Annotated in this window: 19 protein-coding genes and 1 pseudogene; 4 read left to right on the top strand and 16 right to left on the bottom strand. The window is 41.2% G+C overall.

The window, feature by feature from the left end; translation table 11 throughout:
- Nucleotides 1–30 precede the first annotated feature (30 nt).
- The 4 genes from WA1_RS02500 to WA1_RS02485 form a co-directional block, all read right to left on the bottom strand.
- The gene (locus WA1_RS02500; protein ID WP_017741329.1) at nucleotides 31–1,227 is read right to left on the bottom strand and encodes a CHAT domain-containing protein; all 1,197 of its coding nucleotides are present in this window, start codon (nucleotides 1,225–1,227) and stop codon (nucleotides 31–33) included.
- Nucleotides 1,224–4,235, bottom strand: a complete 3,012-nt coding sequence (locus WA1_RS02495; RefSeq protein ID WP_017741328.1) for a serine/threonine-protein kinase — start codon at nucleotides 4,233–4,235, stop codon at nucleotides 1,224–1,226. The genes WA1_RS02500 and WA1_RS02495 overlap by 4 nt, the downstream gene beginning before the upstream one ends.
- A 131-nt stretch (nucleotides 4,236–4,366) precedes the next feature.
- Entirely contained in the window at nucleotides 4,367–4,675 is a 309-nt protein-coding gene (locus WA1_RS02490) for a hypothetical protein (RefSeq protein WP_017741327.1), read from the bottom strand.
- Nucleotides 4,676–4,892: 217 nt separating this feature from the next.
- On the bottom strand, nucleotides 4,893–7,427 hold the full coding sequence (locus tag WA1_RS02485; RefSeq protein WP_017741326.1) for a hypothetical protein: 2,535 nt from the start codon (nucleotides 7,425–7,427) through the stop codon (nucleotides 4,893–4,895).
- A gap of 495 nt (nucleotides 7,428–7,922) precedes the next feature.
- Between WA1_RS02485 and WA1_RS02480 the strand changes: the two genes are divergently transcribed.
- Together WA1_RS02480 and WA1_RS02475 are read left to right on the top strand one after the other, a co-directional pair.
- Complete coding sequence (locus WA1_RS02480) at nucleotides 7,923–8,138, top strand: hypothetical protein (RefSeq protein ID WP_017741324.1); 216 nt, start codon at nucleotides 7,923–7,925, stop codon at nucleotides 8,136–8,138.
- A 159-nt stretch (nucleotides 8,139–8,297) separates the two neighbouring features.
- Nucleotides 8,298–8,513, top strand: coding sequence for a hypothetical protein (locus WA1_RS02475; RefSeq protein ID WP_017741323.1), 216 nt, complete (start codon nucleotides 8,298–8,300; stop codon nucleotides 8,511–8,513).
- Nucleotides 8,514–8,828: 315 nt separating this feature from the next.
- Here the strand turns inward: WA1_RS02475 and ligA are convergent, their stop codons facing one another.
- Nucleotides 8,829–10,904: an NAD-dependent DNA ligase LigA gene (ligA, locus tag WA1_RS02470; RefSeq protein ID WP_017741322.1), complete on the bottom strand. Its 2,076-nt coding sequence runs from the start codon at nucleotides 10,902–10,904 to the stop codon at nucleotides 8,829–8,831.
- A gap of 673 nt (nucleotides 10,905–11,577) precedes the next feature.
- Here ligA and WA1_RS02465 point away from each other — a divergent pair.
- Nucleotides 11,578–12,627: a trypsin-like serine protease gene (locus WA1_RS02465; RefSeq protein WP_017741321.1), complete on the top strand. Its 1,050-nt coding sequence runs from the start codon at nucleotides 11,578–11,580 to the stop codon at nucleotides 12,625–12,627.
- A 39-nt stretch (nucleotides 12,628–12,666) separates the two neighbouring features.
- Here the strand turns inward: WA1_RS02465 and WA1_RS61555 are convergent, their stop codons facing one another.
- The 9 genes and pseudogenes from WA1_RS61555 to WA1_RS02430 form a co-directional block, all read right to left on the bottom strand.
- Nucleotides 12,667–13,005, bottom strand: a complete 339-nt coding sequence (locus tag WA1_RS61555; protein ID WP_419183607.1) for a sensor histidine kinase — start codon at nucleotides 13,003–13,005, stop codon at nucleotides 12,667–12,669.
- Between the two features lie 663 nt (nucleotides 13,006–13,668).
- Nucleotides 13,669–14,022: pseudogene (locus tag WA1_RS61550) on the bottom strand (response regulator); the annotation flags it as partial.
- A 587-nt stretch (nucleotides 14,023–14,609) separates the two neighbouring features.
- Nucleotides 14,610–15,392 (bottom strand): MBL fold metallo-hydrolase, encoded by a 783-nt coding sequence (locus tag WA1_RS02455; RefSeq protein WP_017741319.1) that lies wholly within the window; start codon nucleotides 15,390–15,392, stop codon nucleotides 14,610–14,612.
- The gene (locus tag WA1_RS02450; protein WP_017741318.1) at nucleotides 15,389–16,000 is read right to left on the bottom strand and encodes an anthranilate synthase component II; all 612 of its coding nucleotides are present in this window, start codon (nucleotides 15,998–16,000) and stop codon (nucleotides 15,389–15,391) included. The genes WA1_RS02455 and WA1_RS02450 overlap by 4 nt, the downstream gene beginning before the upstream one ends.
- Nucleotides 16,001–16,086: 86 nt before the next feature.
- Nucleotides 16,087–16,560 (bottom strand): diacylglycerol kinase family protein, encoded by a 474-nt coding sequence (locus WA1_RS02445; protein ID WP_017741317.1) that lies wholly within the window; start codon nucleotides 16,558–16,560, stop codon nucleotides 16,087–16,089.
- A gap of 139 nt (nucleotides 16,561–16,699) precedes the next feature.
- Nucleotides 16,700–17,227: an rRNA maturation RNase YbeY gene (ybeY, locus tag WA1_RS02440; RefSeq protein ID WP_017741316.1), complete on the bottom strand. Its 528-nt coding sequence runs from the start codon at nucleotides 17,225–17,227 to the stop codon at nucleotides 16,700–16,702.
- A gap of 69 nt (nucleotides 17,228–17,296) precedes the next feature.
- Nucleotides 17,297–17,452, bottom strand: a complete 156-nt coding sequence (locus WA1_RS52150) for a DUF3285 domain-containing protein (RefSeq protein WP_081402816.1) — start codon at nucleotides 17,450–17,452, stop codon at nucleotides 17,297–17,299.
- 121 nt (nucleotides 17,453–17,573) lie between these two features.
- A protein-coding gene (gene prfB / locus WA1_RS02435) for a peptide chain release factor 2 (protein ID WP_148662597.1) occupies nucleotides 17,574–18,690 on the bottom strand; the annotation gives its coding sequence in 2 pieces (ribosomal slippage) (nucleotides 17,574–18,617 and nucleotides 18,619–18,690; 1,116 coding nt in all).
- 392 nt (nucleotides 18,691–19,082) lie between these two features.
- The gene (locus WA1_RS02430) at nucleotides 19,083–19,811 is read right to left on the bottom strand and encodes a Bax inhibitor-1/YccA family protein (protein ID WP_017741314.1); all 729 of its coding nucleotides are present in this window, start codon (nucleotides 19,809–19,811) and stop codon (nucleotides 19,083–19,085) included.
- Nucleotides 19,812–20,185: 374 nt separating this feature from the next.
- Here WA1_RS02430 and WA1_RS02425 point away from each other — a divergent pair, with 374 nt between their 5' ends.
- Complete coding sequence (locus WA1_RS02425; protein WP_026134437.1) at nucleotides 20,186–20,971, top strand: RNA polymerase sigma factor SigF; 786 nt, start codon at nucleotides 20,186–20,188, stop codon at nucleotides 20,969–20,971.
- Nucleotides 20,972–21,037: 66 nt separating this feature from the next.
- On the opposite strand, the gene bchD is transcribed toward WA1_RS02425, so the two are convergent.
- The gene (gene bchD, locus WA1_RS02420; RefSeq protein WP_066612683.1) at nucleotides 21,038–23,212 is read right to left on the bottom strand and encodes a magnesium chelatase ATPase subunit D; all 2,175 of its coding nucleotides are present in this window, start codon (nucleotides 23,210–23,212) and stop codon (nucleotides 21,038–21,040) included.
- Nucleotides 23,213–23,606: 394 nt separating this feature from the next.
- Complete coding sequence (locus tag WA1_RS02415) at nucleotides 23,607–24,422, bottom strand: EndoU domain-containing protein (protein WP_017741311.1); 816 nt, start codon at nucleotides 24,420–24,422, stop codon at nucleotides 23,607–23,609.
- Nucleotides 24,423–24,545: the final 123 nt, after the last annotated feature.

Here is a 24,545-nt window from a genome sequence, read left to right as displayed (position 1 = left end):
CTACCGATTTATTAATCTTACCAAAATAGGTTACTGTTCCACCCGATAACCCGCCGGACTATAAACCCCATAAGCCAATCCCAACGGATTATTAAACTCCTTCAAAAAATACCACCTTGTCGCCCGTAGTGCTTCCCCAATTGTCATAATTCTAACAACTTTCTCCCCAGTTGTTTCATCCTCTACCACCTGTCCTCGCAGAAAAAACTCATAAAAAACCTTTGCAAAAGCCGCCGCAAACATATCCGGTACAGGACAAGCAGTAGCAATCACCGCCGCTGCACTATGCTGAATAAACACTTTGGGTAAATTGAATGTCCTCCGTAACTCATCCGCACCTCCAGCTGACTGACAAGCATTAAGAAACACCAAAGGTTGACAGAGAAATTTACCCTGTCGCAATAAAAATTTATAAGTTTCCAACTCTAAGACTAAAGCATTTTCTGCAATCTCCTCATCTTTAATAAAAGAAATCAGCAGTTTATCCCCCAGCTTACTTTCCTTACAATGGCAAGCAAAATGCAACATATTGTGACTGGCTTTGTAAAGATATTTGAGCAGATCGTCGCCCAAGGGGTCGCTGCATTTACCATTGGTCAAGTTGCAAGCTGTTCCCAAGAGGGTGAAGCGATCGCGTGATGTCATTCTAACCAACCTTTCAATTTCCGGTCTTTCCTTCCTATGAGCGTGAAGCAACCTGTGATGCAAACAAAACAGCATATCTGAAGGTTGAGCTTGCTCTAAAACATAGTCTGCGATATCTTTTTCTGGGTTGAGAATCCGAGCCGGGGTGTAGCGCAGTCCCCAAAACATATATGGATTTCCTTGTTCGTAGTCCTCCTCACTCCCCTCAAACAAAACTTCCCAAGGAAAAGGCATAACTTCAGAAACAAAAGTGGGAGCTACATTTTCATCCAAGCGACTCGTAAGGATTTTGTTTGGTCTGTCTTCTCCAAAAAATGCTTGGTAAGCCGTCCGTCCCCATTCAGCTAACCTTACCAAATACTGATGGCACAAAGGAGCGTCTAGCTTGAGGCTTTTTTCTTTGTTGACAGTTATTCTTAAAGCATCAAAGCATTCTAAAATTTCTTCTGTCAGCACTTCCAAAACTTTATTATCCGGTTTGGGAAAGCTCCACCGCCCAATTGAGTAGTCATCTTTATCAATTAAGATTTCCAAGCAAGAACTCGCCGACTTTACACCAACTGGACTGCCAACTCCCCTCATTCTCCCTCTCCGTCCCGATTAACAACCTTCAGTGAAAACCGCAAATTGTGAACGGGTTCCATCCCGTCCTCAAAGTAAACCTGAACTAAGACTGACCGAGTATCCACCTCATTAGGGACAGTTAGCGTAAACCAACCCAGATAATCTCCAATTGGTGTGCGACTCATAACTATGGAATCATCAGGAGTTACCCGCAATCCGGACGTGACGATAAAAACACGTAAATCGTCAAAAACTAAATCTTGCGCTACCTCCATCAACCGATTTTCGTACCATACAGGAGGTGTGCGGCGCAGGCTAACGCGAAAACGTACTGTGCTTCCTGGGAGTACGGGGTCATCAATTTCTTGACCAATAGGTTCAACTACAGCATAGCCTTGTCCCTGTACTGGTTTATAAGGACGCGCCATTGGATCGCCAAAAAGCACATAAGCCAGCCAGTCTAAGGAGTTGGGTACAACTGTCTTAGCCAATCTGCAAGCCATCTGGAACGCTACACCTAGAGTTTGACCAGCCCAGATGCTATTATAAAAAGCGCTGACAAATGCTGCTTCTACATTTGGTTGCACCGCCCACAGAGGAGCAACAAAGACGCTGCAACCAGCCCGTATAAATGTAGATGCCCAGGTTTGTTCTAACACAGTTAATTCTGGTTGATCCGCACTTATATAACCCAAAGTAACAAGGGGACGATTGCGACGTAAACTTAATTTAGCGGGTTGCACCTCACTCTCAATATCGTAGGTAATACTATTATCAATCAACACGGGGGCATTCTGTCGGTTGGTTGCATCCAATGATTGACCAAAACGAACTAAGTGCAAACCTCGCAATGATTCGGTGAAATTCAGGTCTGCAAGTACACCACCTTGTAAAGGAATAGGTGGAGGTGCGCCTGGTGCTTCCAAAAGCTCTGTCCAAATTTCTGGCTGTTCCACATTGGCATAATGAGCAACATTTACCGCACCTACAGGAAATTCGTAAGGTCGTGTTTTTTCTAACTCCCACAGCCACCGTCCAATAATAAAGTATTCCCCAAAAAACTTTTGCCCATCATGCAAGAGTTCCCAAGGAAACCAAGCATCCCGGTCAGCTAAAATGAGTAAGCTGAAAGGGCGGTTGAAACTTGCTATAGTGCGGAAAGTATTTTGCAACTCCTCTGGAAGTAAAGATTTAAACAGGTACTGACCAAGAGAAGTCAGACGAGCGCGGAAATCTTCGGATATGCTATTGGCAGCTTCTTCGAGAGTGATTTTCAATAATTGTTGCGTTGTTTCGACCCAAGCAGCTGACTTGGACTGTGAGTTGTGGTCAACATCGTCAGTAAATAGCAGTCGCCGTTGAAAAGTATCGATATGATAATTGAAGGTACAGGTAGAGGGACTTTCGTTCCAAGTAGTCAGTATTTGGAAGATTATATCTGGTTGGGGAACGGGACGCGATCGCGCTGCAATAAGTGGGCGTAGTTCTATTTCTTCAAATGCGGTAATTTCTACTTCGGTTTCCAAGGTTGTTTTATAGCTGTCGCCACAGTAAAGTTCTGCTTTTATCTGAGTTGTACCTGGGCGTAGTGCGGTGAGATTGAAGATTGCTGTTTGGGTTATGTTGGCAGTGTCGGGGTCTAAAGGTAGGCTGGTAGTATTGTCGCTGTTGAATTGAAAGCCAGGGGCGGTAAGGAATATGTTGATTTCGTTTCCAGTGGCTTCGTTGTTGGAAAGTTCTAAAATATAGGTTGTATTGTTATTATCTAGTGAGTTGAGAGAAATAGAAACCTTTAAATCTCCACCAATTAGCAACGACTTTGAGGATACATTTTGTAATAAACTATATGCTACAGTTCTAGATTCATTCTCAGAAAATGAATTGATGGTTTGGAACAAATTAGCCAATTGTTGAATTGCTGACAACACCTCACTGGTAGATTGATAGCGTTCTCGAACGTTAACAGCCAGCATTTTTGGCAAAATTTCAGCAAATTCATTACTAATCTTTACTTCATTTCGCCATAGTATTCTATCTACGGAAGCTTCATTAGTCTCTAAATGAGATGGTACTTTACCAGTTAGCAAATAAACACAAGTTTTTCCAAGAGCATAAATATCACTAGCATAAACTGGATTCCCTGACAGTTGTTCTGGTGCTCCAAAATTAGGGTTTCCAATAGTCAATGATGAGCGATTTGAGTTAACTGATACTGCTATTCCAAAATCTATTAAACATATCTTACTGTTTGATGTCTGACGAACTATTTGAGTAGGACTAATATTTCTGTGAATTACCTGTTTGCTATGACAGTATTGCAAAGTAGGTAGAAACTCTTGAAGAAAATTTATAATTTTAGCTTCACTAAATAAACCAAATTTTTGTAATTCTTGTTCTAATGTGTTACCTTGAATATACTGCTGTATTAAATAAAAATATTCTTGGTCTGCAAAATAATCCAAAAGTCGTGGAATACTGAGGTGATTCGTACCTATTTCACCCAAAATCAAAACTTGATTCTCAAATTGTAATCTTGCTTCATCCAAAATCGCTCTATGTCTATCCTGTAAACTGGGTAGATTCTTATATGAAAATTGCTTCATCATGCAGAGAGGTTCACCTGGTAAACCTTCATCTTTAATCAAAAATAAGTTTATCATTTCCTCAAATTCTGGGATGGATAACGCAAAAATATTATCCTCATCTTGGCTACCTAAGAATTTGATAATTCGATAACGTTCTCTGATTAACTTGCCTATATATTCTGAGGAATGCTGTACTACAGCTTGAAAATTGACTTTTGAAACTTTTTTCCCTAGTAATTCTGATAATAGTTGCCACAGTTTAACACCAACTGATTTAAGATGGTCTTCTGTATATTGAAGGCGATCGCCGATCTCTTGATAAGTTCTGTCATTATCTTCCCAAAATTGGCACAAGAGTATCTTTTGAGTTTTATCTAAGTGTTCGCCAGTGCCATTAAAGACTAAGTTGTCTACAAACTCTAAGGCTTCTTCCGCATTCATCTACAAAGCATTCTTAAAATTTAAATTAATTATACTTTCATTGAGGTTTAACTAAAATATTATAGACACCCAATAATTCGGTTAAATGTTGGGTTTCGTTCCTCAACCCAACCTACTTTATAAATCATTTCTCAGAATGTAATCCATACGTCTTGTGTTTTATAAAATTCTCTACGTTGCTCTAAGGTATATCCTCCTAATAATAATTCCAACCAGACTTCTATCAAAGGCATTTTTAATGCTTTTTGCAAATCGAGCAGGCGAATACTTTGACCTTTAAGCTGCTTTAAGTGTTGAGCGATCGCTTCTATCCACTCCTCTACTTTTTCCTCATGTGCCAAATTTATAATCTCTTCAGCCAGTTCTGTTTCAGTTGGTGTTTGCTCCGCCAAAAGTTCATCGACTACGTTAAGCAGCGAGCGCCAACGCAAGTCTGGCATTTCTGGAAACTTGGATGCTGTTTCTAATGATTGCCATAAATCCGGTTCTAGCTGCTGACTTTACCGTTGGTAGTATGCGATACAAAAATTCAAGCAGCAGATATTGAGACAATTTGGTAAGTCTTAAAGGGGCTGAGGACTGGAGACAAGGAAGACAAGGAAGAACTGCTACTAACTCATTTCTAATCCCCAATGCCCAATGCCCAATGCCCAATCCCTAATTAATCTGACACAACCAAGATTCACTTTCTATTTGCTCGGCGATGGGGTGTTTTGTCGTCATTCCTGGTTTAGATGTATCATCATGCCATCCTTGCCAAGTCTGAGCAGCTAGTTTAGAAAACTCACCCCGCACTTGGAACCAGGTAGGATTCTCTTCTCCACTCCACAGACTATAAAGCAAATCTAGAACTTTCTCGGATGTGTGGTTACTCATTTGATTGAGTTTGCTTTTGCTAGATTCAGTTAACCCTTCCTGAAAAACTCTGCCAAGTCCCTCTTTAATACTAAAGTTGCCGAGCTTCTTCGAGCACCTTGCTATATTGAAAAGTGCATCACAAATTCGACGGTTCAAGCCCAGGTACACAGACCCCTTAAGTGCTTTTAAAAAACTCTCTAATGCTTGAATAGGTTCATCTTGAATTAAGAGCAAATATTCTCCATTCAACAAAGAAATTTCTGAAAGCACTGCTTGGCAAAAATTAGGGCTGTGACCGGTTGTTAAATCAGCCTTAGCAAATTTTTCAGCAAAACTTAATGCTTGTCTTGACAAATTACCATCTCCGAGTCTAACCCAAACTCGCCCCGCTAAAGCCAGCCATCTAGCCATTCGTTGTGTTAAACCGATGCGTGATGCATAATGAGCTGCTCTGAGAAAATGTACTGCGGCTTCTTCAAGAGAATTTTTATCATTAGCAAGATATAACTGTATTCGCGCAGCATTTCCATAAATTTCTGATAAGGCTTGATAAACATCTAACCCAGGGTCTTTGTAACAAGAGCCTGGTTTAATCGCCTTTCTAATTTCATTGTCCCATTCTTCTAATCCAAGCCACTTTTTCCTCTTGCTAAATTCAAACAAATCTGGGTTGTGTCCGCAAGAAAGTTCATACAAATAAATTTCTGACTGGATAAGAGCTTGAATGGGAACTAGATTTTTCTTGACTGAACAATCTTCTTCAAGGTCTTCTTTAATGGTTTGAATAAGCAGTTTTGCATTACTGATATTGCCTTGGAAATTTGATAGCCTTAGCTCCAGTCGTTTTGCGAGGAAATAGCATCGATAGAAGTTGAGCCGATATGAAAAGTATATTTTCTCCTTGGGAATTTTCTTCAATTCATCTCTAGCTATATCAGCAATCCTCTTAATTTGAGCAGAGCGACATTCTTCATCAAGGAACTGAAAATTTTGAAAGGCCATCCTGACATTGGTTAATCTCGTCCTTAAATCAGAAAGAGTTTTGCATACTGAACCATAAATTTCTAAATTGAGTTCTCCATTCCAACTTTGCTCTGCTAGCCATTGCTTTGCAGCACAGACAATTGCTTGCAGCATAGTAATCATTGAGTCTCGGTCAACCCAAATTCCTTGATACTGTTGCTGATTTCCCAAAACTACTGTTGTTTTAACTAAGGAATCAATGCTGCTGTCCAAGGTTTTTGTTGATAGGGTAACGTTGGCTATTTCTTCAGTTAAGCCCATGTGTAAGCTACACGCACCAATAGCATTCTCTACTATCGTGTTGCTAGAGGTATACATCCATTCCAGAAATTCATAAGATTTACCATCATGACTAAAGCTACAGGTGACGATCGCCATAATCACAGGATTGAGCGAATTGAGTGATTGTGCTTCTAGTTGAATTGTTGAGCATATACCTGAAGTCTTCAACTCACACTCTGCTTGGTGACTAATTTGTACAAATTTATCGTATAGATCGCTATATTCCTTTTCTCGATTAATGGTTCGCGATAAAGTTTTGAATTCTAATTTTTGAACTCTGATCTGAAGATTAGTTGGATATTTGAGCATTTGCTCTTTAATGGTAATACTTAGGAAAAGTGCAATTGCCTCTTGTCGAGAAAAGTTGGTTTTTCCTCCTGCTTTTAGTCTTTCCCAAGTTCGTCCCAGTTTTTCAATAACCTCTAATCTTAGTTTTAAACCCAAAGTTGGATAGGATTTTCGGAGTTTCTCTATGAGATACCCAAGGGAGTCGTTCTCCTGAGTGTCAGAAGAATTCCAAAAAAGCTTGTTACCTGCGATCGCTACCTTGTTGCTTGCAATTGCGACAAACTCTTGGGTTGTTGAGCATAAATCTTCAAATTCCAATAACTCCAGCAATGCAGCTATTTGCGCTACTTGAAAAAATCGCTCTGAGCTAACTCGGATAATCTTTGTTTTCTCTGGCAAAAAACCAGCAGACTCCAGTAGTTCATCAGCTCCTGTGTCTCCCAATAACTTTCGCAGTTCGTCAGGATTTGATTCTACTTTTTCTTTTTCTGATGTTTTTTCACACTCTCTTTTTAATTTTCTTTTGGATGCTCTACGACTGCGAAGATTTTTGCACAGTTGGATCAACCCTTCGCGATCGACGGGTAACCGTTCTTTTTCCTTATTGAGAAAATCGATCACCACAGGGCGGCTCACACCCATCCCTTCTGATAGCTCTACCTGCGTTGCTCCCATTTTCTCTAGGAAGAAGTGGAGCATCTCGCGCAGTGCTTCTTGGTCTCCAACACTTTCTCTGCCCATTTTCTTAACTTAGTGCACAATATAAATGTAAATCTAATTTACATTGTAAATCTTTCTGATTGATTTTCCGTGTTAATTTATACATAAAATTGGAAGTATATATAGTTTTAGCATTAACGTGTATATTCAGTTTACATTATCTATGATAAAAACCGCAAAAATGTATATTTTAATACAAATTTTATTCAAATAATGATTTTATTATTAACATGTATACCCAGATTACAGTATTTGGCTATTTTAGATCCCCGACTTCTCAAAGAAGTCGGGGATCTGGCAAATCCTGAAAATCAATGGGGTCAAGGACTAAATTTCAGTAGTTCACAGAATAAAGCTTTAATTTTGGCGTGAGAGTGTTTCGGAACAATTTAATAAATGTTTGCTAACAGCGCATTGATGGAAGAACCACGACAGATGCTGTTGAAGCTTCGCATATCTACTTTTTTGTCTCTAGCAACTAAAACAACAAATTAATGAATTGCTTGGAGGGCAAACGTGATTTCATTCAACCAAAATTTTCGGTATTTTGTCTATTTAGCTTTGCTGACTACTCTTGTAGGGGTCATAGCACAGTTTGATGGTGCCATTACTGTACAAGTCGCACCTTGGAGCTTACAAGTCAAAGTACAGGGCGGTTCTTTTCCGTGTTCAAACGATTTGCCACCACCTGAAGGTCAACAACCCAATCTACTCAAACGGAAATTAGCTTAAGTTATTTCTCGTTCCCTAACAGATTACATCAGGGTGTGGAATTCATCTATTAAAAGGTTTTCCTTGGTTAAAAGGTTTTCCTTGGTCGATCGTTACCCTCGTCGATTGTAGTCGGGGGTGCATTTATCTCAAAATTAATTCTCAAAAAGGGCAAAAATCATGACGAGCAATCTATTTAAGTGGGCTTGTAAAGGTCTGAAATATTTTCTGTGGACTTTGCTTGGTTTTGCGATCGCATATGTCATCTCTCAGGTTTTTGGGGCTGCGGCTGTTCAAATACTTCTGTTCTCCATTTTATTGCCATGGCTTTCCCGCATTGCAATCTTTATCTTCTGCTTGTTTGTAGTTGCCATAGTCGATGAGTCTTGTCGTTAGCTTGCCCCAAAACTCATCTCACACCTCAACGACTTGCGTGACAGTTTTTTCTTTGCTTGCTGCATATAACTTCAGCCTACAAGGGTGCCTGCCGAGATACCAGCAAGTGCAATTCGTTCGCTCGAAATGAGTAGAAGTACTCAAAAGATGAGCGGCAGGCACCAATTATTTATAATAATTACAATTTAAGGGGAAATTTCACATAATCTTTATACATCTTTCTCTAGAATACGGTTGAGGTTTAAACACCACCAAAGATTATATGGAAACTTTCTGTATAATCAAGGTACAGCGAAGCTGTACCTCTGCGCTTCCTTAACTCTCAAAAAATTCCAACAACTTCTCCTCACTCAACTGAGCAACACCCAACTCCTGCGCCTTAGTCAACTTAGACCCCGCATCTTCTCCCACAACTAAATAATCGGTTTTCTTACTCACAGAATCCGTAACTTTTCCACCCGCTTTTTGGATCAACGCCTTCGCCTCATCCCGCTTTAAAGTTGGTAGAGTGCCAGTAATCACAAAAGTTTTCCCAGCCAACTTTTGATTGTCATCATTTTGTGCGATCGCATCCAATACAATCTCCAATTGCAACCCAGCATCTTTGAGTCGAGAAATCAAAGTTTGATTTGCATCAATGCGGAACCACTGATAAACAGACTGAGCAATTTCTGCCCCAATACCGTGAATTGTTTCAATATCCGCTTGTGTTGCGTCAGCCAATTGTTCCACAGTCGGAAACTTTTCCGCCAAAACTTGTGCCGTCACATTCCCAACATGACGAATACCCAAACCATACAGCACGCGAGACCAAGATTGGTTTTTTGATTGGGCTATAGCCTCCACCAACTTTTGTGCCGACTTTTTTCCCATCCGTTCCAATGCATACAAATTCTCCTCTGTCAAGTCATACAAATCGGCAACAGAATGCACAACTCCCTTGTCCACAAGTTGATGTACCAGCTTTTCACCCATACCCTTAATATCCAAAGCATCGCGACTGACCCAATGCTCAATTGCTCCTTTTAAGATAGCTGGACAGGAAGCATTTACACACCGAGTCACTGCTTCATCCATTTCCCGCACCACGGGTTGACCGCAAACAGGGCAATGGCTGGGCATGACAAAGGGTTTTGTACCTTCAGGACGCAGTTCTGGAAGAACTCGCAAAACTTCCGGGATAATTTCCCCCGCTTTACGTACGATCGCAGTATCCCCAATGCGGATATCTAATTGAGCAATGCGATCGGCATTATGTAGAGTAGCACGAGAAACAGTAGTTCCTGCCAATTGCACGGGACGCATTTCTGCAAGAGGAGTCAACGCCCCAGTTCTACCCACATTTACAGCAATATTTTCCACACGAGTCGGTGCTTCTTCTGCGGCATACTTCAGCGCCACAGCCCAACGAGGAAACTTCTGCGTAAACCCAAGCTGTTCCTGAAGTTTGAAAGAATTCAGCTTTACGACCACCCCATCAGTCATGTAAGGTAAATTCAGCCGTTCAGTATCCCAGTGTTCGTAATACTCAGCAACTTCTTTTAAAGAAGAACACAAGCGCTTGTTAGGATTTACCCGAAATCCCAATTTCTGCAACAATTCCAGTGCTTCCCACTGAGTACTGGCAATACTAGCATCATCTCTACCGGGAATATGTAGCGTGTAAGCAAAGAAATCTAACCGTCGTTGCGCTACAATCCGGGAATCTAACTGCCTGAGTGTACCCGCCGCAGCATTCCGAGGATTGGCAAACACCGCTTCACCTACTTTTTGTCTTTCTTGGTTGATTTTTTGAAACACTTCTAGGGGCAAAAACGCTTCACCCCGCACTTCTATTCTTTCTGGTAGAGATGCACCCGACGCGCCAGATGTTTCAGACCCGCCATGCTTGGTCTCTACATTTAAGCGCAAGGGAATCGAGCGAATAGTCCGCACGTTTTGGGTAATATCTTCCCCCGTTGTGCCATCGCCTCTAGTTGCACCCCTGACAAGAACACCATTTTCATAAGTCAACGCTAAAGCAGAGCCATCAATTTTGAGTTCGCACACATAGTCCACCGCGCCTGCATTGGGTGATTGTCTCCGCCAGCGTTGATCCCAATTATTTAACTCATCTACATTAAATGCGTTCTCTAAACTATAGAGTGGAATGTTGTGACGCACCGAGGTAAACTGAGTCGTCGGTTTTTCTCCAACCCGTTGAGTGGGACTATCCGGCGACACCAATTCTGGGTGTTGATGTTCCAGTTGTTGTAACTCCCGATACAACTGGTCATAAACTGCATCCTCCATGATGGGAGAATCAAGGACGTAATAGGCATAACTAGCCTTTTGTAAGAGTTGTCGCAGTTCTTGAATACGCTGTTTAGCTTCCGTCTCCATCGCTTCCATCGTCGTTCCCAAATTAGCAAACTGTCTTCACTATTAACAAAGTCGTAGCTATAGCTTAATCAAATTTAACGAACTCTGTCCTCTACTTGACAAGGTAGAAAGTCATAAGTAAGTCGGCGCAAATAATCATTACTGGTTCATGGCATAAAACTTTTTTAAGTCATCTAGGGATTACAATTTCGGAAACTACGTTTATTTATCTCCCTGTTATGATGATTTTATTTCTCTGAGATCGCAAAATACTCTTAGCTTCATCGGTAGTTCTACTAAGTCAATTTATACTCTTTACATTAACAGTGACCAGTGACCAGTGACCAGTGACCGATGAATCTCCTTACTTGAAGGTAGGGGATTTCAATAATGAAGCAATCTCTGGTTATTTCATAAATGAATTTTGTGGTTTGTATCGCTTTCTGTAAGATTAATTAACTATATTTTTTTGTTCAAGTTAGTGATATTTATTTTCAATAAATCAAGTATTAACAAAAAAAGTGATAACAGTAAAAATACGATTTTTAAACGAATGAATTTTGTTCATATCCGAAGATTTACTGTTAGCTTCTCCTCAAATAATAAGCATAATAATAGTTCAGTAATAATAGTTATACTTCAAACAATTGTTTGAACGTGAAATCTGAGTAAAGTTCTTTTCCAATCTCAATTTTTTCCAAATATGAAACCTTTTCACAAAGCCCTTGTACCAGTAGTTGTAGCTTTGACAACTACCTTTGGGGGCTGTTTATTGAATGCAGAAGCAGCTACCTTTCGCAAGCTCAGATCCATAGAGAATGAAAATCGCCCGCGTTATGTTACAGCAGGCAATCCAGCACATTCTGTTGTCAATCTAGGAACAGGCTTTGATGGTGTTGTAGATTTACTCATCAAAACTGATTCAGAAAACTTCGGTTGTTCGGGTTCTTTATTAACCTCAGGGAGACATATTCTTACAGCCGCCCATTGTTTTACTGACGGCTCTCAAAATATTATTGCTAATAGTATTCAAGCTTTTTTCTCTCTACCTACAGGTTCTACATCCATAAAGAGTGCAAATCTCTTTATTCACTCAGACTGGAGTGATAACTTTACCATTATAAATGGCGATATTGCCATCATAGAACTAGCTTCAGAAGCACCTGTAGCAGCCGAACGCTATGATATTTATCGCGGTACAGATGAAGTTGGAAAGATAGGTATTAAAGTAGGGTATGGTTATTCTGGTAATGGTAATGAAGGCGATATTTCCTCGGATGGGTTGAAACGCCTCGGGAAAAACATCTACGATGCTCCAGGCGAAATTTTATCCAAGCTACCCGAACTAGAAACTTTCCCATTTCCTAGCACAGTTTTAGCCTATGATTTTGATAATGGGTTACCAGCTAACGATGCCTTTGGTGTCCACTTCGGTATTTCAGACACCGGGCTAGGATTGGATGAAATCAATTCAGCAGCCGGGGATTCTGGGGGACCAACATTTATTAATGGACTCATTGCTGGAATCACATCATTTGGTACGTGTTATGGTTACCCAGACTGTTCGGGTTCTGATATTGACAACATTCTCAATTCCAGCTTTGGAGAATTCAGTGTTGATACTCGAGTTTCAACATATGCAAACTGGATTGACAGTATTCTCAGCCGTCCTGCAACAGTCCCTGAACCTAGTACGATTGGTGCGGTCTTACTAGCAGGATTCGTAGCCCTTCGTTACCGAAAAAAATTATAATGGGTTAGTGGTTAGTGGTTAGTAGATACTGGTCACTGGTCACTGGTCACTGGTCACTGGTAACTGGTTAGTATCCAATGGAATCTCAATAATAAATTCTGTTCCTTGGCCGAAAGATGAAATACATTGCAACATTCCGTTGTGTTTTTGTGCGATAATCTGGTGACTGATAGAAAGACCTAATCCAGTCCCTTTGCCTTCTGCTTTTGTCGTGAAAAAAGGATTAAATATCTGATTCTGTACTGGTTCAGGCATTCCTGGTCCATTGTCTGAAATCCGAATAAGAACTCTTGTGTCTTCAACAAGTTCAGTTGTAATGCGAATTTTTGGACAATGAGAATTAGGAGTAGATTCTATACCCCATGACCCATTGCCCATTCCCTCTTCCAAAGCATCTATGGCATTTGTTAATAAATTCATAAAAACTTGATTAAGTTGTCCGGAATAGCATTTAACAGGAGGCAAGTTTTCATACTCCTTAATCACTTCTATCATGGGCCGCTTGGGTCGAGCTTTGAGACGGTGTTGCAAAATCATGAGAGTAGTTTCTAATCCATCATGAATATCAACAGCTATCTTTTGATCTCCGTCTGCACGTGAGAAGTTTCTTAGGGACTGCATAATCCCTTGAATGCGATCTGTGCCTAGTTTCATTGAGGAAATAACTTTGGGCAAATCTTCTAGTATGTGATTTAGATCAATTGCCTCAATTTCTTCTTCTATCTCATTTCCCGGATTGGGAAACTGTTTTTGATAAAGTTTAATTAGATGAACAAGATCGTCAACATATTGGTCAGCATAGTGTAAGTTACTAAAAATAAAGCCCAAAGGATTGTTGACTTCATGAGCAACACCAGCAACAAGCTGTCCTAAGGAAGATATTTTTTCGCTTTGTACTAGCTGCAATTGAGCTTTTTTGAGTTCTTCAAGGGCTTCAGAAAGTTCAGCAGTTCTGCTTTTTACTCGATGTTCGAGTTGTTGTTTTTGCTGGTCTAACTCCAGATTCAATCGTCTAAGTTTTAAATGAACTTGTATCCTAGCTAATATTTCTTCTTCTTGAAATGGTTTAGTAATATAATCTACTGCTCCTAAATTCAGTCCCTTGACTTTTTGTCCTGTCTCAGAAAGAGCAGTCATAAAAATAATAGGAATATCTTTTGTCATTGAATTTGATTTAAGTATGCGGCACGTTTCAAATCCATCGATTTTTGGAATAATTATATCTAATAAAATTAAATCTATTTGTTCATTGTAAGCTTGCTCAATACCATTTGTCCCATCCATGGCAATCAACACGTTATAACCTGCATCACTTAAAGTGATATTTAAATAATCTAAATTAGCTTTACTATCGTCAATAACTAAGATGGTTTCTTTTATGTCTAAAGAATTCATTTCGGTTTCATGTTGATGCCAAGCTTGCATGATGATTTATCCTTAATTTTTTGAAAAAACTGATGAAAATTTCAATTAGCTTTTCTAGTTGAAGAAGGTAGAAGAGAATAAAGGTTAAAACACAAGCAATTCATGCTTTGTTAACTCAATAGTTATTTTTACTACCCTATACTAGTGATTTAAAAACAATATTTATAAGTAAACTTACTGTTGTCTGGGACTCCTCTTTGATTTGTGAAATACACGTAGGGTGGGCAATGCCCACCACATAAAGCTTGTGGTGGGCATTGCCCACCCTACAGTACTAAGATTTTTTCAGAAATCATTTATGATTCCTATAGAAAGAATACTTTTTTGATCGCATAATGGCACAAGCAAAATTCCTCTAAGGTAGCTCTCATATTGCTGTTGAGAGAGTAGGTCAAGTTTATAGTTCCCAAATAGAATTTGGAAATCTAAGTTTATTGAAAATAATTAAAGAAAACTTGCTGACTGCAGGCAAATACTGATGAAAAAAGACGCTTCAAATGGCGCGTCTTTACAAAAAACTGATTTTTCGGCTAATTTATTTATTGGAAGTCCCTTGCCTAAAACTTGTAACTTAACAGTTGAATGGCACTCTTTTCTGGGAGATCGCCAGAGCTGATAGTTATTGTGTCACTATTGCTACGGCGCACTGTCATACCATCCATTGCTGTCAAAAATTGATCTAATGGGGAAATGTCACACGTAGAAGCATCAGCTGCTTGTGTACGGTAATGAGTAGGAATTACTAGTTTAGGATTAATGACTTGAATGGCTTGCTTGGCTTCTTCAGCATTATAAGCTTTTGGCCCTCCACCTACGGGAACTAACGCCACATCAGGACGCCCCATCAGAATTTTTTGCTCAATGGATATGGGTGCAGCTGCTCCCCCTAAGTGAAGAATGCTAATACCCCCTTGCTTCCACTGCCAAGCGGTATTGATGCCAAATTGTTTTCCACCTTTGCGATCGTGATTTATGGCAATTCCTTGAAATTTAATGCTATTAAACTCGTAAACTCCCGGTTCGTAAATGAGTTTGGGATTTCCAGGGAGATCTTCTACAGCGCCCTCATCTAACAGTTGACTGCTAATCAATACCAAATCTGCTTGAACTTTGGGCGGACGATACCCTGCGGTACAACCTACTGTCCGAAAGGGATTTGCCAGAATTCTTACGCCGCCACCAGTAAACAGAAAGGAGGTATGACCCAACCACTGAATTGATAATGAACCACCAGATCGAGGTTTAGACTGAGCATTTGCTTGAAATTCAGAACTCAAGCTAGTAAATAATGCTGTCACCATTCCTACCCCTGCATAGCCCACGAACTGTCGTCGTTTCATGAAGAATTCCGCTCTCTAGACTGCAATTGTTCCAGAAAGTTTCGCAATAATTGCTTTCCTGAATTTGTCAGGACACTCTCTGGGTGAAATTGGACGCCTTCAATATGAGGATAGTTCCGGTGTCGTACTCCCATAATTGTTCCATCCTCAACCCAAGCAGTGATTTCTAGCACTTCTGGGCAAGTGTCGCGCTCAATCACTAGACTATGATACCGGGTTGCGGTCATTGGACTTTCTAATTCTCGGAAAACACCTACCCCTTTATGATGAACTGGAGAAGTTTTGCCATGCATTAATTCAGGTGCGGAAATAATCTTACCGCCAAAAACCTGACCGATGCTTTGATGACCCAAGCAAACTCCTAGAATCGGCAAGCTCGGTCCAAGCTGTTCGATTAAATCTAAAGAAATCCCTGCATCATCAGGACGACCCGGTCCTGGTGAAATCACAATTCCATCTGCGTTTAGAGCAATAATTTCATTTATGGTTATTTTGTCGTTCCGAAAAACTTTGATATCGGAGGCGACTGGGAATTCTGCTGCCAATTCTCCCAGGTACTGTACCAAGTTATAGGTAAAACTATCGTAATTATCAATAACTATAATCACAACCTATGGCTCCTGATTTCTGCCAATCATCTTATACCATTTTGGATGCTAAGATTATGCGGAAAGTTGTCAGGAGGAGCCATCGGCTAAATAACCGAGACAATTAAGACGTATAGCGGTGGTAATAAGAGCATTGCCGCTACGAGTAGCGCTACCAGAGCAGATACAAGTACAGCTCCTGCAGCACAATCTTTAGCTATTTTTGCCAATTCGTGATACGTTTGCTTAACTGTCAGGTCTACTATAGATTCTATAGCTGTGTTCAGTAACTCTAATGCTAAAACTAAACCACTGGTCACCGCAATAACCGCTATTTCCACTGGTTTAAGTTGTAAAAAAAGACTCAAAGCGATCGCTATAGCGCATACACCAACATGAATGCGAAAATTGCGCTGACTTTGAAAAGCGTAGGTGATTCCGCACCAAGCATATTTAAAACTAACAAATAAATTAGAAGCCACCTTCCATGAAAATTCCCGTTGTTTGGGAACAACTGTCTCCAGGCAACTTGGCGTTGGTGGTGCTGAGACTTGCGGGGGTGATGAAACTTGTTGGGACATAGGCGTGGACACAAGAGACTAAAGTGGTTATCTGAATTTTCGGTTATTGTAATTGTGTAACAGGTTTATAAACAATTTTTTACAAGAGTTTCGTAAGATGACAATTCCAGAATAACACTAAGAAGTTATTCAGCAAGGGCTATTCTACGTTAATATCAATACCTATGTCCTTCAGTAATATTACTTGCTGATTCAGCATTTGGTTCAAACTCTCCTCATCGGGATGATCCCAACCCAGGAGATGCAGCAAACCATGAGCTGCCAACCAGGCTAACTCTGTCTGTAAAGAATGCCCTTGCTGTTGGGCCTGTTGTTGTGCTGTCTCAATAGAAATAACAATATCACCAAGATACAAAGGTACTTCGGTATCTATTTCTTCTCCTTGAGAGAAATCTACCTCAAGAGCCGCAAATGATAAAACATCTGTAGGTTTATTCTGATGACGGTACTGAGAATTCATCTGGTGCATTTCGGTGTTATCCGTCAAGCGCAACCCAATTTCATACGTTGGCGCTAGCAGAGTCTCATCATGCAGTCTTTCCATCCACTGCCCAAACCAATTTTGCCAAGTTTCAGCAGTAATTCGAGTCCGAGCATCCCAAAAATCTAGATTTGTTTCTTGAGACGACTCAGTAACACAGTCCTGCACATACAGTTCAACTTTCACCAGCTATAAATTCTCCCATACTTAAGTTCTTTAGTTATCAATCAATCCTCTAAGTATACTAATAACCGATTAGCGGGTTAAGTAAGCAAGCCCCACCAAGACAGCCAAAAGCCCCACCATTGTCAGTAAAAAATGTTTAAGTGAGGTGAGTCGTTTCTGCACCATGTTTCTCATGGCAAGTTTTACGTAGCTGGGTTGAGGTTCCACCGAAGGAGAGTCACTCATAATCTTTTGTTAACAAACTCTTCTAATAATGTAACAGTTTGTATAGTAAAAGGGGAGTGGAGAATAGGGAATAGGGAATAGGAAACTTACTGAATATTTCCTACTCCCTACTCCCTACTCCCTACTCCCTCTCTACCAACTGATTTTCCTGCCTGAGATAAGCTTGAATAAACGAATCGATTTCGCCGTTCATGATATCAGCGATCGCAGTTGTTTCTTCGTTTGTTCGCAAGTCTTTGACCATTTGGTAAGGATGGAACACGTAGTTACGGATTTGGTTACCCCAAGAAGCTTCCACCATATCACCCCGAATTTCTGCAATTTCCTTAGCGTGTTGCGCTTGGGCGATCACCAGCAGCTTAGCTTTTAACCGAGCAAGGGCTTTTTCCTTGTTTTGCAGTTGGCTGCGTTCTTCCGTACAACGCACGGCTATACCCGTAGGAACGTGAACAACCCGCACGGCAGTTTCTACCTTGTTGACGTTTTGCCCACCTTTACCACCAGACCTGGAGGTTGTAATTTCCAAATCTTTCTCTGGGATTTCCAATTGTACGCTATTGTCTAGCTGAGGCATAACTTCTACCCCAGCAAAACTTGTTTGCCGCTTCCCGTTAGCGTTGAAAGGCGATATCCTCACCAGACGGTGGGTTCCCGTTTCCGAACGGAGATACCCATAGGCATAGCGCCCCGTAATTTCTATAGTTGCAGATTTAATACCTGCTTCATCGCCTTCAGACACTTCAGTAATTGCCACCTTATAGCCGTGGTTTTCTCCCCAACGGGTATACATCCGCAATAGCATTTCTGCCCAATCTTGGGCATCCGTACCACCAGCACCTGCGTTGATTGTCAACACAGCGCCTTTTTCGTCATACAGACGAGAAAGTAATTGGAGTAATTCCCATTGATCGAGTTCGCGGTTAAGCTTGCTGACAGTAGATTCGGCTTCTTGGAGGAGTCCTTCATCCGTTTCCAACTCTAAAAGCTCTACCACAGCTTTTGTATCTTCTAGATTGGATTTCCACTGATAATACTGCTGCAGGTGCGATTTCAGTTCATCAAGTTCTTGCAGTATTGTTTGGGCTGTGTTGCGGTCATCCCAAAATTCTGGCTGGGCTGAGATTTTTTCCAGGTCATGAATTTTAGCAGTCAGTGCGGGTATGTCAAAGATAGTCCTGGGTTTTACCCAGGCGATTGGACAACGTTTCGATTTCGCGTTTGAGTTCTAATACTTCCATAATGTTGACTGATGAAAGATCGCTTTGGATTATACGCGATCGCTCTTCTTACTTGTTTACCTTTTCATTCTACCTACACTTGAACCAGCACAGTATTTTTTACCACTAAGAAGTTTATGGGGATTGGGGACTACAGCGTTTTTCATCTCTTTGAACCATATTATGTAAAGTAGGGGCGCGGCGGCCGCCGCGCCCCTACAATGTGGTCTATTTAGGGACTTCCAAGAAATAAATTATCCGGTGATTGTGGGATGGGCGTCCTCGCCCGTCCTATGCTTAGTGGCGGGCGGGGACGCCCGCACCACAAGAAATTTTGGGAGATTTTTTTATTTGGAAGTCCCTTACTTGAAAATTTCTGTAATTTCCCAGTTCCCAGTCCTCAATCCTCACACTTAATCGCGACTATTTAAAGCAATAAGCAATCGCAAGATGAAAATAAAGAGGTTGATGTAAGTTAGATACATCGACAAAGCGGCAGGTAGATATTGATCGTCATGGTAAGTACGGGGCAGGATGTAGAAGTCAACCACAGATACGCCAACAAAGAGCAAGACGCCTACACCTGAGATCCCAATTTCCAGCCAAGTAGGTGTGTAAACACCAAATAAGCTAAACAAAAATTGCACTCCAACGACTACTACTAGTGCAATTAACCCTAAATTAATGGTTCTTGTTAAAGCCATACCGTCTGACTCAGAAAGATTTGAGCCAATTTGACGGGCTGCGATAAAGGTGACACCACAACCAAGGGCTGCTATCCCAATACCTTGTATACCTACACCTTGAGTTCGCAGTGCAACAAAAATCAAACCACTGAGAGTGTACCCAGATAGAAGGCTGTAAGTTGCCAACAACGGCAGTGCAACTTTCTTATTACCTTTTTCGGCAACATTCTGGGCAACAAAGAACAAAATCAATTCTACAATTACTGCCCCAATGAAAGTGGGAAAGAACAGCGCTGGGTTAGTACGGATAACGCCGAGTCCACCATACGTCCCCAATGCAGTGAGAACCAATCCACCTCCCAAGTAGGGTAGGGCGTTGGCGATCACATTTGGACCTAACAGGGCTTGAGTTTTAGCCTTAGAAATGGCATCTCGGAAGTTGCTGGTATTGCTCATATTTCAAAGGAAGAGGTTTTTTCGCTAAGAATTGCTGTTTGCGTTTACTTCTATTTTTACCGATCGCTTCTCTTAACAGCCACAGTCATTCACAGGAAAATCCCTCTTCCCCCACTCCCTACTCCCTACTCCCTATTCTCTTTACAGAATTTAACATTTCTCCGCATATCAGCTAGGTTTCCATGAATCGAGAAGCACAGGAAAAAGAATCCGTGTAAATGCTGATTATCGGGGTAGGGTCTCTTATAAGTTCAGTAGAACAACGAATGGTTTCCAAAGGGCTTCCTAAGGAAAATAATGACAGCTTTGAAGAACGTATACGCAATTCTTATTTTTCCCAAAAACCAGTAGTTACTAAAGAGGAATTTATTATAATGGCAACCAATCAGTCTTCTACCCGGTTTGATGGCATAGAATTATTACAGTTGTACCACCAAAATCCTTCCATTAAACTTCGCAATCAGCTTGTACAGTTACATACTGGGTTGGTACGCAAGATGGCTCATAAATTCAGCCATCAATGCAATGAACCTTATGAAGATTTAGAACAAATTGGTTATTTTGGTCTAATTCGAGCTATTGAGCGCTTCGATCCAACTCAAGGATACGCTTTTAGTTCCTTTGCTGTTCCTTATATTCGTGGTGAGATGCTGCACTTTTTACGCGATCGCAGCACCCTATTAAAAATTCCCCGTCGCTGGCAAGAGCTATATAATGAAGGACAAAAAGTTCGTAAAGAATTATCGATAGCTTTAGGTCGTCCTCCCAAAGATTCAGAAATTGCCAGCAAACTTAAGGTATCCGTACAAGAATGGCAAGAAACCAAGTTAGCTGCTCAAAACCGATTGCCTTTAAGTTTAGATGCTACCGTAGTTCAAAACGTTGACTGCCAAATCACCTTAGGAGAAGCACTAACCTGCCCTCGTTCTGCCGTTCTTCAACAATTAGAAGAAGAACAGCAACAACTTCAAGGAGCAATTAATAAGCTAGAAGAAAAGCCTCGCATGGCAGTTGAAATGGTGTACTTAAAAGAACTATCTCGTAAAGATGCAGCCAAGAAAATTGGCACTAGCCCAATGACAGTCACAAGATATCTCCAAAAAGGAATTCAAGACTTAGTCACTATGTTACAACCACAAGCAGTGGCAACGAGTGCTTAGTTGTTAGTTGTTAGTTGTTAGTTGTTAGTTGAACTAATAACCAATAACCAATAACCAATAACCAATTTATTTAGATTTTAAATCAGCAATTGCCCCTTTTGTCATAGCAGCAATAGCTTTATCGGTAGCTTTAGGCAAATGATAATATTTACCTCCAGCATTCTTTGCTAACTCTTTAGCAAACCCAGTAGAAACAAATTTACTTTCAGTATCTATTACTAATAACTGCATTCCCAAAGCTCGTATTCTAGCGGCAATGTCTAACAACTCTGCTTTTATATCTGGTTTTTGCCCTGGTTCTTGGGTTTCACCCAAAGAACGCGACAAAGGAATATTTCCACGTCCATCGGTGATCGCTACAATCACGACTTGCCCGATATCACCACTCATTTGGGCATTTAAACCGACACGTACAGCTTGAGTTAAACCATGAGCGAGTGGCGAACCACCACCGCATGGTAATCTTTCAAGACGGTTACGTGCTAGTGCAATAGAACGAGTTGGCGGTAATAAAACTTCTGCCTGTTCTCCTCTGAAAGGAATCAAAGCGACTTGGTCGCGGTTTTGATATGCTTCTGTCAGTAGTTGCATCACTGCTCCTTTGGCTGACTGCATTCTGTTGAGTGCCATAGAACCCGAAGCATCCACAATAAAAATAACAAGAGCACCCGCTTTTCTCACCAACCGCTTTGAGCGGATATCACTTTGCTCTACAAATACTCGCTTTTTGGGGGAGTGGGGGGTAGACAAACTCTCATACCTCTGACTTCTTGCTTTCTGATACGGGGCTGCAGATCGGAGAGTGGCATCTACAGCGATGCGCCGGACTTTCCCTTTGGGCAACATCGGTTTGATGTATCGTCCCCGATCTTCTGAAAAAATTAAGCTGCGGCTGCCAGATTTTCCTCGCCGTTGTGACATCTGAGCAAAATAAAGCACGCTGGAGTCGAGAATCACTCCTTCAGGATCGAAGATAAATTCTTCAGGGACACTTGGTGGTTCTTGTTCTGGCTGTTCTTGGTTTTCTTCCTCTTGCTCTTCCTGTTCCTCTTGTTCTTGTTCGGAATCATCTTGAGGTTCTTCCTGATTTTGAGGTGGTGGAGGTGGTGGCGGTGGTTCTTCGGGTGGAGGTGTTTGTACAATAGTCGCCCGTGGAACTATCACGAGTTCTACCGCACGCCGCAAATCTTCAGCAGTGACTTGCGTGCGTCCATCTAAAGCCGCAGATGCTTTGGCAACTCGCACGGCAAATATTTCAGCACGATGTCCCTGAACTCCTCCACGTACTGCTTCTTCTACTAAGTAACCAATTTGTTTGTGAGTGATGGTAACTTCTTTTAACCATTCCCGTGCCAAGATAATTTGGGTTTTGAGGGCGTCTAGATCTTCGCTGTACTGTTTGAGAAATTCTTGAGGTGATTGGGAGTAGGAAATTGCTTTTTCGACTGCTTGGACTCTGTCATCTAAACCAAGGACACCATCAGCAGAAAGAGCGATCGCAATTCTATCAAGTAAGTGTTCCCGCAGAGTACCTCCCTCTGGGTTATAGGTGGCGATGAATAAGGACTTGCAGGGATGCTGAAAACTAATGCCCTCCCGTTCTATCTGGTTGCGTCCCTCAGATAAAACTGTGAGAAGCTGATTTGAGATTTGGTCATCTAATAAGTTAATTTCATCCACGTAAAGAACGCCTCGATTTGCTTGGGCAAGCAACCCAGGTTGAAAAACAGTATCGCCTTGTTTCACAGATTCTTCTACATCCACAGAACCTAAAAGTCTGTCCTCTGTTACTCCCAAAGGAATTTGGATAAAAGGAGCGCTTATGATTTCTGTTTCTACTGTTGCGGATTGGGCATCTTCTTCTATTGTGGGGTGGGCATCTTCTTCTATTGTGGGGTGGGCATCTTCTTCTATTGTGGGGTGGGCATCCTGCCTGCCCTCTTCTACTGACAGGCAGGATGCCTGTCCTACAAGGGTTTCTAAAATTTTGTCATCCCATTCTTCTGGATGATTGGGATCGCAATTGCTGATAGAACCCTTAACAACTTCAATCGGTGGGAGTAAGGCGTGGATGGCACGTGCCATAACTGATTTTGCCGTACCGCGACGACCTGCGATCGCTACACCTCCCAAACCCGGATCGACTGCAGCTAACAGCAGGGCTATCTTGATTGCTTCTTGACCAACAACAGCTGTCAAGGGAAAGGCTGTACTGAGAGGGTTAATGGTAGGCGCGGGCATAGACAGTTAGCATAAAAGTTAGTCTAGACCTTCAGCATACCAAACATGATTGTTCCTGGAAATCCAAGATGTATTAAATACATATCTTGTGGGGCGGGCGTCCTCGCCTGCCCATTATATAGACAGGTAAGACGCTCATCTCTTAAAAGAATGTAGCCAATAATTCATCTGTAACTCCCACAGATAATTTATCCGCTACACCCGGTTGTCATCCGTTGCTACTACTTCTTAAAAATGCAACCTTCCTGTAAGTAGTATAGATCCCCCTACTACACTTAGAAGTACAAAGGACATCTATTTTCTTGTTTCTTCCTTGGTAGACAATCCCACATTGAGCGTTCATTGTTAACTACTGATTGCCTGTGATTTAACTTTTAGTTAAAAAGCTGAATCATTAAGAATCTTTACATTTTTCACCACTAGGAGTCGCATCGGGATAATACGTAATTATTGCTTTTTCCTTCCTGACAAAGACTGTAGGGAAAGTTTTTCCAGTCTCTTGGTCTCGTGCATTATATATACAGGCTCCGTCAGTTTCTCTTTGAAGTTTAAAGACTTTTGTGACATCTAAAAGCATTTCTTGAGCGTTACTCAGATAACCGTATCCTTTAATCACATCTGTCACTATTCGGTTACCTTGCTTGATGACCACTCCTAATGTATATATAACACCAGGAACAACTTCCTCACGAGTTTTATCACTGACAAAGCGTCCGCCAATTCCCAGATTTTGTAATTCTAAATATCTGCCATAAAAATGTAAGCCACCGATATCATTAGCGTTATATATTTCTCCACAAAAAATGTGTTCAAATCCGCGATTCTTAAACCAAATTTCTGTTAAATCTTCTAAAAATTGTGCTTTTTCCTTGCGTCCGGGACGCAATTCTCCCTTAGTCACTTGCTGAAGTTTTTGCAATACATCTGGATAAGATGACAGCAATCTCCTAAATTTATTAGGGCTAACTCTAGTACCTATAGGACCACAAACGTTTAATACAGCTTTGTCGAAGGAATTCAATTGAGGAGGTGGAGGGGAAATATCTAGCTGTTGCTCTTGAGGATAGTCCACAGGTACGGGATTGTTTTCATTATCAAAAAAGGGTATGAGTTTGATATCTTGTTGCTGAGCAGTTGCGGGGTTATGTAACCAAATTGGGCAAGTCAGCAAATAAATAGCAAAAATAGGAGCCAATTGCTTGAGGTTCATAAAATACCTTGCGAATAAAATTCGCGGCTACACAAACGCTCGTCCGCCTACGCGGACTCATCTTAGCCTGGGTAGTCAGGCTTTGTTTGTATAGCCCCAGAATACTATTCTGAGACCATTTTG

It is taken from the genome of Scytonema hofmannii PCC 7110 (genome assembly GCF_000346485.2).
Lineage (GTDB): Bacteria > Cyanobacteriota > Cyanobacteriia > Cyanobacteriales > Nostocaceae > Scytonema > Scytonema hofmannii.
This window is presented reverse-complemented; position numbering and strand designations above follow the sequence as displayed.